General features: G+C 32.8%; 11 protein-coding genes. 6 read left to right on the top strand and 5 right to left on the bottom strand.

What is annotated here, in order from left to right; genetic code table 11:
- The first annotated feature begins 79 nt into the window (after positions 1 to 79).
- From H3T43_RS03015 to H3T43_RS03005, 3 genes are all read left to right on the top strand, one after another.
- Entirely contained in the window at positions 80 to 1,165 is a 1,086-nt protein-coding gene (locus H3T43_RS03015) for an SLAP domain-containing protein (protein ID WP_198212504.1), read from the top strand.
- A 160-nt stretch (positions 1,166 to 1,325) separates the two neighbouring features.
- Positions 1,326 to 2,435 carry an SLAP domain-containing protein gene (locus H3T43_RS03010; protein WP_198212502.1) on the top strand — a complete coding sequence of 370 codons (1,110 nt, stop codon included), beginning with the start codon at positions 1,326 to 1,328 and terminating at the stop codon, positions 2,433 to 2,435.
- Positions 2,436 to 2,662: 227 nt separating this feature from the next.
- Positions 2,663 to 3,772: an SLAP domain-containing protein gene (locus H3T43_RS03005; RefSeq protein WP_198212500.1), complete on the top strand. Its 1,110-nt coding sequence runs from the start codon at positions 2,663 to 2,665 to the stop codon at positions 3,770 to 3,772.
- Positions 3,773 to 4,142: 370 nt separating this feature from the next.
- On the opposite strand, the gene H3T43_RS03000 is transcribed toward H3T43_RS03005, so the two are convergent.
- Together H3T43_RS03000 and H3T43_RS02995 are read right to left on the bottom strand one after the other, a co-directional pair.
- Complete coding sequence (locus H3T43_RS03000; RefSeq protein ID WP_198212498.1) at positions 4,143 to 4,454, bottom strand: MazG-like family protein; 312 nt, start codon at positions 4,452 to 4,454, stop codon at positions 4,143 to 4,145.
- Positions 4,455 to 4,585: 131 nt separating this feature from the next.
- A complete protein-coding gene (locus H3T43_RS02995) occupies positions 4,586 to 5,410 on the bottom strand; it encodes a helix-turn-helix domain-containing protein (protein WP_198212496.1) in 825 nt (274 codons plus the stop codon).
- Between the two features lie 202 nt (positions 5,411 to 5,612).
- Between H3T43_RS02995 and H3T43_RS02990 the strand changes: the two genes are divergently transcribed.
- Entirely contained in the window at positions 5,613 to 5,876 is a 264-nt protein-coding gene (locus H3T43_RS02990; protein ID WP_034978280.1) for a hypothetical protein, read from the top strand.
- 27 nt (positions 5,877 to 5,903) lie between these two features.
- Positions 5,904 to 6,158, top strand: a complete 255-nt coding sequence (locus H3T43_RS02985; RefSeq protein ID WP_198212494.1) for a hypothetical protein — start codon at positions 5,904 to 5,906, stop codon at positions 6,156 to 6,158.
- Between the two features lie 241 nt (positions 6,159 to 6,399).
- Here H3T43_RS02985 and H3T43_RS02980 read toward each other — a convergent pair whose 3' ends face one another.
- The gene (locus H3T43_RS02980; protein WP_198212492.1) at positions 6,400 to 7,053 is read right to left on the bottom strand and encodes an ATP-binding cassette domain-containing protein; all 654 of its coding nucleotides are present in this window, start codon (positions 7,051 to 7,053) and stop codon (positions 6,400 to 6,402) included.
- Between the two features lie 10 nt (positions 7,054 to 7,063).
- Positions 7,064 to 9,097, bottom strand: a complete 2,034-nt coding sequence (locus H3T43_RS02975; RefSeq protein WP_198212490.1) for a hypothetical protein — start codon at positions 9,095 to 9,097, stop codon at positions 7,064 to 7,066.
- Between the two features lie 1,156 nt (positions 9,098 to 10,253).
- Between H3T43_RS02975 and H3T43_RS02970 the strand changes: the two genes are divergently transcribed.
- Entirely contained in the window at positions 10,254 to 10,616 is a 363-nt protein-coding gene (locus H3T43_RS02970; RefSeq protein ID WP_198212489.1) for a hypothetical protein, read from the top strand.
- Between the two features lie 46 nt (positions 10,617 to 10,662).
- On the opposite strand, the gene H3T43_RS02965 is transcribed toward H3T43_RS02970, so the two are convergent.
- Positions 10,663 to 11,001 (bottom strand): hypothetical protein, encoded by a 339-nt coding sequence (locus H3T43_RS02965; protein ID WP_198212486.1) that lies wholly within the window; start codon positions 10,999 to 11,001, stop codon positions 10,663 to 10,665.
- Positions 11,002 to 11,169: the final 168 nt, after the last annotated feature.

The following is an 11,169-nucleotide window of genomic DNA, read 5'->3' as shown; positions in this document are numbered from 1 at the left end:
CATTTGTTTTGCATTTTTATGAAATAAGAGCGATGCAGTAACAACAGTGCCTGTCTTAAGAGAAAGGAGTAAAAATTATATGACTAAAAAGCTTTTTCGTTACTTAGCAGTTGCTATATTGGGCATTTCTGCAAGTCTGGTGCTAAACCAACAAACTAATACTGTAGAAGCTAAAAGTATTGTTAAGACCGTGATGCACGATGCCCAGGCTTATGATTTATACGGTGATAAAGTAAAGGGAAAATATGCAGCTTACACTCAGGTTAAGTTAGATGATCAACCAATTCCATTTTCTTTTAAGCCTTTTGCACCCGCATACCAAATTAAAGGTAAAAAGCAATATATCAAGGCAAGTAATATTGACGGTGTTAAACGCAAGGTCAAACGTAACTCTTATGTTTACGCTACAAGCTCTCGGAGGGCTGACTCCCGTTTGCTTAAAAAAGGCAAGACAATAACAACTTATGGCAATTCCTTCAAATTTAAGAACGGGCAACGTTACTACCGCATTGGTGGACCAAAAAAGCAATATGTGAAAGCCAGTAACTTAAGTAAGATTATTAGTTCTAATACAGAAGAAACAACTGTGAAAGTAACTGCAAAAGAAGGAGCTGGACTTTATGATTTTATTAAAGACGATACTTATTCCAAGAAAGCCAAAAAGGGTACAGAATTTACGGTAGACTATGCTGAAAATAATGGAGGAGATGAAGATGATCCCCAAATATTTACTTATCATATTAAGGGTACAAAATATTGGTTATTGAGCAGTGAAGTTAAAGCCAAAAAGAAAATGCCTGTACATTACTATGATTCTGAACATTATTCTTACATTAAGTTTTATAAAAATACAGATGTTTACAATGCAGACGGTACTAAGCAAGATCATCACGGACAAAAGATCAGAAAACAAGGTGGGTTTTTAAAAGTAAATAAATTGCTTTATATTTGGGTACCAGCTGAAAAGAAAGCTGAATTATTTTACCACTTGAAGGGCCATGAATTTTACGCCTCTGCCTCACGAGACGGAGGAACCTCTGTAATAGATGTTGGTGATGGCTATGTTAAGCAAAAAGATGTTAGATTTATTGACGGCGTAAAACTAAGGCCGATCAACACAGCTGAAGAAGCCCAGCAAAACGCTAAGCAAAAAATAACCAAATAAATCATTTTAAGATATTTGCCTAATTTAATTCACCATTTTTTACCTTCATTAATCACTAAGAAGGGTACAGAATGAAATTATATAATTTCTAGTTTTGATTGCAGAAATTAGAGAATCAAAAATAGAGATAGCATTTTTTGGAGAAGAGAGGTTAAAACATATGAATAAAAAAATTACTCATTATTTAGCAGCTGGTTTTTTAGGACTTACTGCAATTTGGGCATTTAATCATCAAGCCCATACTGTTCAGGCAAAGATTCCCAGCACCATAAGAACTGTTATGTATACGTCGCAAGCATACGATGAAGATGGACGGAAGGTTGAAGCTAAGTATCCAGCTTTTCATCAGGTCAAAGTTGAAAAAAGACCATTAATCCTAACTTTCAAGCCCTATGCCCCATACTATAAAATTAGCGGTAAAAAGCAATATATTAAAGCTAATAACATCGATGGCGTTAAACGCAAGGTCAAACGTAACTCTTATGTTTATGCTACCAGCTCACGCAGGGCTAACTACCGCTTAATTCGGAAAGGAACCTCAATTACAACTTATGGTGGCACCGTCAAGTTTAAGAATGGTTTGCGCTACTACCGCATTGGTGGTCCTGCAAAACAATATGTGAGAGCCGGCAACTTGGGCAAAATCACTGCTTCAAACACGGAAGAAACTATTGCAACAGTAACAAAAGACGGTGGGACTCCAATTTATGAAATCAATAATGGTCTCAAAACTACTAAAAAGGCTAAAAAAGGTACTACTTTTATAGTCGACCGAGCTCAAGAAGAAGGATATGCCGACGATATAACCAATATGGCTATACCAAATGCAGTTATTTATCGTATTAAAGGGACGAATAATTGGCTCAATTGCCTGGACGTTAAAGTTCAAAAAGAACTTCCGCATCATTTTTATAACTCTGAGCATTATTCTTATATTAGATTTTATCAAGATACAGACGTCTATAATGCCGATGGCACCAAGAAAGATATTAATGGACAAAGAATTAGGAAACAAGGCGGTAATATAAAGGTAGATAAATTGCTTTATATTTGGGTGCCAGCCGAAAATAAAGTCGAACTATTTTATCATATGAAGGGTCATTGGTTTTATGCCACTAATAAGCCAGACGGAAGTGGCGGTAGTGAAGTAGATTTTGGCGATAGCTATGTCAAAGCGAGTGATGTTAGATTTATTGACGGCGTAAAACTAAGCCCGATCAACACAGCTGAAGAAGCACAGCAAAACGCCAAGCAAAAAACTGTCAAATAAATAATTTTTTAGAAATTAAATTTACAATAAAATGCACCTAATAGTAAAAGCCAGCTATTGGATGCATTTTTTATTAAGATATTTGCCTAATTTAATTCACCATTTTTTACCTTCATTAATCACTAAGAAAGGTACAGAATGAAATTATATAATTTCTTGTTTTGATTGCAGAAATTAGAGAATCAAAAATAGAGATAGCATTTTTTTGAGAAGAGAGGTTAAAACATATGAATAAGAAACTTACTCATTATTTAGCAGCTGGTTTTTTAGGACTTACTGCAATTTGGACATTTAATCATCAAGCCCATACTGTTCAGGCAAAGATTCCCAGCACTATAAGAACCGTTATGTATACATCACAAGCATACGATGAGGATGGACAAAAGGTAGACGCTAAATATCCAGCTTTTCGCCGGATTGAAGTTGATAAAAAGCCATTAATCTTAGATTTCAAGCCCTATGCCCCATACTATAAAATTAGCGGTAAAAAGCAATATATCAAGGCTAATAACATCGATGGCGTTAAACGTGAAGTTAAACATAATTCCTATGTTTACGCTACCAGTTCACGCAGGGCTGACTATCGTTTAATTAGAAAAGGAACCTCAATTACAACTTATGGTGGCACCGTCAAGTTTAAGAATGGTTTGCGCTACTACCGTATTGGTGGTCCCGCAAAGCAATATGTGAGAGCCAGCAACTTGGGCAAAATCACTACTTCAAACACTGAAGAAACTATTGCAACAGTGACAAGCGACGGCGGTGCACCAATTTATAAGATCGATAATGGGGTCAAAACTGTTAAAAAGGCTAAAAAAGGTACTACGTTCGTAGTCGACCGAGCTGAAGAAGATAACTATGCGGAGGAGATTGGTCATTCGGCTATCCCTAATCCTACTATTTATCGTATTAAAGGGACGAATAATTGGCTCTATTGCCTGGACGTTAAAGTTCAAAAAGAACTTCCGCATCACTATTATGACCTTGAGCATTATTCTTATATTAGATTTTATCAAGATACAGATGTCTATAATGCCGATGGCACCAAGCAAGATAATGATGGACAAAGAATCAGGAAACAGGGAGGTAATATAAAGGTAGATAAATTGCTTTATATTTGGGTGCCAGCCGAAAATAAAGCCGACCTGTTTTACCATATGAAGGGTCATAGGTTTTATGCCACTGATAAGCCAGACGGAAGAGGCGGTGATCAAGTAGATTTTGGTGATAGCTATGTCAAAGCGAGTGATGTTAGATTTATTGCCGGAGTGAAATTAAGCCCGATCAACACAGCTGAAGAAGCAAGTCAAGCTGCTAAGCAAAAAACGACCAAATAAAACATTTTGAAAAACTGAATAAATAATTTAAATGCACCTAATAGTAAGAATAAGCTGTTAGGCGCATTTTTGTATTATAAAAAGGCCCCGAAATTGAGAAAATTTTGGGACCTTTGTCAAATTAAGATTACACTTTTCAGAAACAACTATTTCTAAATGTTCATTAGGGGAATAATACGCATAGCAGGCCAGCTTCCATAGAAACAAGACCTGAGCCACTTCTCGGTTGATCTATAAGTTCTATTAAAGCCATAAAAAGCAAAACTAAACCTACGCAAGTCGAAAATATCTGCCTATTCCTAAACTTTTGTAAGAATTGAATAAATAGCTGATAGCTTGACCATGCTGTTATTAAACCAAAGCTATCGGTCTATTTATCGGTATCAGCAGAACCAAGTTTAACGCCATTTTTGTATATTCTTTTTTCGTTTATTTTCATTTTATTAACAATGTCTTCACCCAAATCATTGCCCAGCATTTCTGCAATGCCCAGTAAGAATATCCCTACATCGGCTAATTCTTCATTGATATTTTCCTTATTATTCTTGCGCCAGGCTTCAAATAGCTCGTTAGCTTCTCCATGTAAGCGCAGCAGTTCAAATTCAATATCTGTGGTATTGAAACCGTGTTTTTTCTTATTTTCCATGACTGCTTTTTGCAGTTTCTTAGTATCTATGATCAATTTGGATTCCTAAATAATGATTTTAGTCTATTTTATATTTAATTTGTAAATAGGTGCAATATCAATATCTGGTCAAGTTATAAAACTTTTATTGTGTATTTTTGATAACTCTAATTAAAAATAATTGCTATTTAAAAAAATTCTGCGATTTCTTGTTTTAAATGCTTTGCTAAATTATCAGCACCAATTTTTTCTAATAAACTAATCTGTTCTAGTGCTTCTAATTTGTGCTTTTGACAAATTGCAATTCGAGCATTAACAACAAGTAATTTATCATACTGTCTTAGGCTCTTTAATAAAGGCTTTAAACTATTTAAAGTAGTGACAGCTAACTTAAATTTGTGATGCGTCATTTGTATTATTGCCTGATTAATTAGCGTATTAGTTTTCAGAGTTCTCATAAACGGATAATGATTGTCTATATTTTCAATAATCTTGGCAATAATTTCGTTTGCTGTTCGATAATCAAAAGCAAATAAGATGGAATTAAGGATTGTAATATCTGTAACTGTGAAGACTTGGAGATCACTAAGTGAGTCGAACCAGATTGGTTGAACAAGTTCTTGTGCATGAGTATATCCCTTTGGTTTATCAACTAATAATAGAGATTTAAGGATAATGGCAATACGTTTAATATCATTATCGTTTTTGACCCAAAGGCAATCCTCTAGCAAATTTTTTATTTCGTCTTGATCAATGCTGCCGTCAAGGTTTAAAAACCGATGCAATAGCTGATTTTTGGTACTGATATGATAACCATTACTAATATATTCAAACTCATTAGGGTTTAGACCCAATCGTTCTATTAATTTAAGTTCATTTTCGTAAGTCGTTGATAATTCAGCATTTTCAATTTTAGAAATTGTGCTGCGGTCAAACAAATCCTGTGCTAATTCTTGCTGGGTCATTTTACGTGTAGTTCTAAGTTTATGAATTGTTTTGCCAAAATTACTCATGGTTGCACTCTTTTTAAGTTTAATTACTCTTAAAACAATGTGCTGATTTTGCACATTATTAATAATGATTTAATGTTATTCTTAGTTTAGAAATAAATCAATAATTATATTTGGTTTATTTCGCTGATTAAAAAGTCGTTATCTTACATATAACGACGTAAGAATATGTCTTTTATACATTTGTTTGGAAGGAGGATAATACATGACTGAAATTATAGCAACTACAGCTTTGATCATTTCATGTTGGTGTTTGGGTAAAATTTATGAAGATAAACCAATAATCAAATTTCTTAGAACTAATCGCGGAATGGTGTTGATATTAACCTCCATTGCCTTATTAGCCTATGACTTAGTAATACATAATTTTCAATTTGGCCAAATTATACCGTCTTTTTATTCTCTAATAGTTTTGCTTATTCTGTTAGGCTTCTTTTATATGTTTAAAGATCGTCGATCAACAAAATAAACGATAAAGTATTTATGAGGTAAAAAAATGTTGTGGATTATGGTTTTACTTCTTGTATTATTTGCTGGAATGGAATATACAGGAAGAGAGCAACTGCAAGTTCTTAACAAAATTTTTGCGGGTGTAGCGGTTGCAATTATTGTTATACCCCCAGTTGTATCTTACTTGCTATTTAAGAATTTCACTGCTTTAAACAGTGTCAGCATTCTTCTTGGAGTAGTTCAGGTATGTGCACTAGCAGCAGTATATTTTATATTCAGAAAAGTTGCTTTGAACGATTAGTTATTAAAAGCAAGCACAGTGATATATGATAAAATTTTGATTAAAAATTAGCTTAGGGATTTTTTTAAAATCCTTTTGCTAATATTTTGACTCCAAGCTATCTATAGCTTGGAGCTTTTTAAGTTAAAAACAATTGGCCCGAAAAATTATTGTCATAGTTTGAATTAGAATTTGCAATAAAATTAAAAGAACTAACTTGCGAATGAATCGTGTGTTAGTTCTTTTAATTTTACGGATGTTATTAGTTGGAAATTATTTTAATCTTTTTATCTTCAATTTTAATTAGGTAATCACATTCTTGCCAAACACTCGGATCATGAGTTGCTATTACAATTGTGGCAGCGGGATCAAAATTATTTAACAAGGTTTTTAGCACTACTTGGCTATTTTCTGAATCTAGCGAACCGGTTGGTTCATCCGCGAATATCACTTTGGGTGTTTTTAAAAGTATGCGGGCTAGCGCTATCCGTTGCTGCTCACCTCCGCTGAGAGTATATACTTTTTGATTAAACGGCATTTTTTCCAGTCCCACTTGCTTTAAAGCCGCATGCATTCGTTCGCTTTTTTGCCCTCTAGTTAATTTCTGATTAGCTAAGCCTAACTCCAGGTTTTGCTTGACGGTCTCCGTGTCAATTAACCCAAAATTTTGAAAAATAAAGCCAAAAAATGTGCGATATAGTTTTTTGCGATTTTTACCATTAACAGTTAAGTCAGTAATAATTACTTTTCCGGATGAAGGTTGCTCAAGTCCGCTTAAAACATTAAGAAAAGTTGTTTTACCAGCACCACTTTTGCCCACAATAGCATATGTTTTACCTGTTTCTAAAATACAATTAATATCTTCGAAGATAACTTTTTCTTGAAACTTTTTAGTAAGATGTTCTACTTTAATCAATTTTTCGCTCCTAATTTCCGTGATTAAGGGTAATTAATAAATTGTGCTGTGCGTGAATATAAGTTAATAAAATAATAATTGCTTCTATTAAAAGGTAACCTAAAGTAAGCGGCATTAAGTTTAAATATCCTTTTTTAGCTAAAACCAAGTTAATCATTAAGAAATCGAATCCCAAATTAACAATTAAAAACGCGCAGATTAGTTTAGCGTTAGATTTTCCGAATACCTGATAAACCGCCATTTTATGTCTCTGGATTTGTAAGAAGGTTGAACTGACAAACAAGATTATAAAAATTAATTGCAGCAGTGATATGATCGTCGTCATAGTTAACAGGAGCAGCTCTTTATTCGCTTTTGCGACATAATCTGAAAGCAATGCCTGCTGGCTTGTAATTCCAATAGTATAGGAGGCTAAACCTAAACGCTTCACTAGTCGTTGCATGGCTTTAAGATTGGGAAAGCGAATCATTCCTTGGCTGTTAGTTGACAAATAGAAATCATCCGATAACAACTTATCATTCACCACGATAATTAGCGGATTAAATGAAATAGACGATAGTATCTCGTCACGAACGGTATAATTAAGGACCTTTTGGTCACTTGCAATCGGAATGACCTGAATCGTTGGCATCTTTTTTTGCTTGCGATAGCGGTTAGGTAACTTATTTTGAAACTTAAGGAAGGTCTTCAGCTCCTTTTTAGCTTCTCCCAGTTGATCTAAGCGATTCTTTGGTATTAAGAGCAAGACATTATTTTCAGAAACTTTAATATGTTTAGAAGTGAGACCACTCTTTGCCAGGAAGTTTTTATTGGCAGTAATCACATTGCCATTTTCAGGCTGAACATCCCGTATTGCTGGTCTGAATACCTGTGAATTTTTTGAAACAATTGCTTGAGGAGACTCTACCACCAATTTATGAACCTTTCGCGCTACTTTCATATCTTCAGCCTTGTTCGAAATATGCCAACTAAGATCTAGTGAATAGCCATTTTCTTTAGCAGAAAGGTTTTTTATGATACTCGTGTCTCTTGTATAAATCTGGTAATTCTTATATAAAGCTATCGCGTTAAGCATTATTAAGGCCAGAAGCACTATTTTTAAAAGATAGCCAATTAATAAAAATGCTCCCGAATGTTCTTCGCCCTTGATTGCGGCATAAGGTTTTAATAGTGCCAGAACTAGATAGGATAAGGTGTTTAAGAAGAAGAAACTTAAAAATAAAATCAATAATACGAGTAGCAGGTAGGGTAAAAAAGTTGTCCAACCTTTAGCAGTAAATGAATAAGATCCCCAAACGACTATGAATATTACAATTAAGCCGAGAGTTGTAACTAATAAAGGTGCTTCTCTTTTTAAGTCGTTCATAAAAAGCTGCCAGTTATTTAAGCCGTTAATTTTCATTATGCCATAAGCTTTGAAGCGGTATAATTTTTCGAGCACCATTACAATGAACAAAATGCTGATAACACCCAAAAATATGACTACATTGATACTACTTAATTCCGTTAGAAGTAAATGCAAAATATAATTAAATGATAGGGAGTTATCTTCAGTTCGTGCTTTTAATCTGCGTGAATGGAGTAATGAAAGCAAATCGCCCAAAGCTTCATTTTTGGCATTAGTACAATATACTCCGTAAAGATCTTCTAACTGTAGCTTTTTATTTGATAATTTTTTAACAGATTTATCTTTATAAAGTGAGTAATCTTTATTATCATTGCCAAAACTATAAACTATTTTACTTTTATGGCCATTAAAATTATTAATTCTTAGCTTAACTAAAGAAATATTCTTAGAATGAGCAAACTTTTGTAATATGATAAAAAACTTTTTTTTATTATATTTTTTGTTCCATTCTTTACTATCCGTTTTTTGCCATTTCCTAATTTGCGAATTATTAAGTTTTTTTGAACCATAAATTTCCACAATGGTGGGATTATCAGGTAAAGAACTGTCATCATAGGAATGAAAAATGTTAGTGAACAGGGCGATAGTAGCAATTGTAACTAGCAAGTAAAGTAGGACTTTTATTTTTCGTAGCACCTTTAAACCTCTTATTCGAAAATAGCTCTGTCAAAATCGAATTGGTATTCTGTATCTTTTATCATATATAATATGTAATTTTAACTAAACCGCTACTATGAGTCTAAACAAGATATCATGTTCTTTCAACTGTGCTTTGCTTTTAACGTTGGAAAGATTGTTGAAAATAATTTTATATGTATTTATTTAAGTCGCTAGTTATTTAAACGAATAGCTCTGCTATTTAGTCAGTTTGAATTAATAATATGAACTATGATTTTTGTATCTAAAAATACTCCCAGTAGAGAATAATTTAATACTGGAAGTATTTTAAATTTTGCAGATCGGCACTATATTTTTTGCGCAGCTTTAGGTCATAGTATGTTGCCAAAAGCATAATTAATGTCCAGAAAACGCGTAGTGCAATTGTTGACCATACATCTACTATTCTTTGAATATAAATTGAAAAGTTAGCTTTAAGCGTAAAAATTATGTACCAGAGTACCGGAACCTAGGGACAAGTATAATACCAAAGGTTAAACACATATCAAAGCTTTTAGGATGAGTTCAAAGTCTGTTAAAGACTTCTTTTTCGTGTCTTTTCACATAATATTGCGCTAATAACTACCAGTATAATTAGCACAAATTACAGAATTTTCAGTATGGTGTTACAAATGGTGGAAACACTATCTTCAACCGCTCTTACTTTTATAATCTAGTGTTATGTGATGATGAAAGTTTATATTAATTACTGCGATGTGTATCTTTTTGGCAACATCTTTATCTGGTAAGAGATCTAAAAAAATTTTAAACTCCTTCCATTTGTAATATTAGAACTGGAGCTTTTTCATGTTTAACTTTTTTATTTAAACTTGCAGAAAGTACGATAATGTTATCCATAAATTTATAAGGGTTTAATAAAATAATTATCCTGCTTTTGTTTTTTGGGAAAAATTAACTGAAAACTGTAGTAATCTAAAATTATAAAAATCACATCAGAATAGAGAGCATTATCAGGCAAAGGCATCATTCAATCCTTATCAACTTGCTATGTAATAAGTTCGAGAAGCTATCATCTACTGGGATCAGACCTAGTTGCTGCTAAAATATTAAAACTGTATAACTTTTTAAATATATTGAGTTTTTATATAGTTAATTTTATTAGTGAGGATCGCCTATGATTAGAAAAGTAAAATTGGTTATATTTACATGTATTGTTGCCGTTTGTCTTTTTTTATTTTACTATTGGGCATCAAATGATTATGTACCTGACGTAGCACAATACCAGGTTAATCACATAATAAGGAATCACGATACACGAGAAATTAACCAAGTAGCAACTAATAGAAAAACAGCGGAATTTTTACATTCTCTTAAAACAAGTGATCGCTGCCAGAAAATTAGCGAGTTTCAAGGTGGAACTAAAGAACGGGGCTATTATGTTGTAAGTATCAAAAATAAAGCTGTTGGGATTTATATGCAAAAAAAATCCAATTCGTTTTGGAATTGGAAATTAAAAAGTATCGCATGTTTTGATTGAGCTGTTGCAGTACTTTTTATTTACTACTTTTCCTGGAACCAATAGGTTAAAATAGGATAAAAAATAAGTATGCATCAATCTGTGGAATATACGAAGTTAGATTATTCCTATCAAAAATTAATACTAGAAGCGAAAATGCCAAAGTTGCTAAAAATAAGCACTTGAAAAACTTTTCTCCGCCATCCAGATTAGCTTTTTGAATAATTTTTACAGGGTGGTTGGTTTTAATGAAAATAGCGCCTAGCACTAATATTACACCAAAGAAAAAGTAAGTATATGTAGCTATTTTACCTTTGTCATAATAAATAAAAAGAATACCAATTAAAAATTGTAAAATGCCCATTAAGAATAAGGCGATTTTCGGATTAAGTTTATACTTCAGCATCATTTGAACCTTTCAAATTAAATTTAATAAGGCTACGCAATAAAAAAATTAATCTTTTTACTGTATAGACTTAAATTTTATTTTATCATTAAATTATAATAATATTAAAACATTATTATAATATTTTATTAAAAACATTATGATGCTAAATTATTTTAAAAGGAGCAA

The sequence above is a fragment of the Lactobacillus sp. M0396 genome, from assembly GCF_016101625.1.
Classification (GTDB): domain Bacteria; phylum Bacillota; class Bacilli; order Lactobacillales; family Lactobacillaceae; genus Lactobacillus; species Lactobacillus huangpiensis.
Note: the sequence above shows the minus strand (reverse complement) of the source record. Positions and strands in the feature narration are given on the sequence as shown.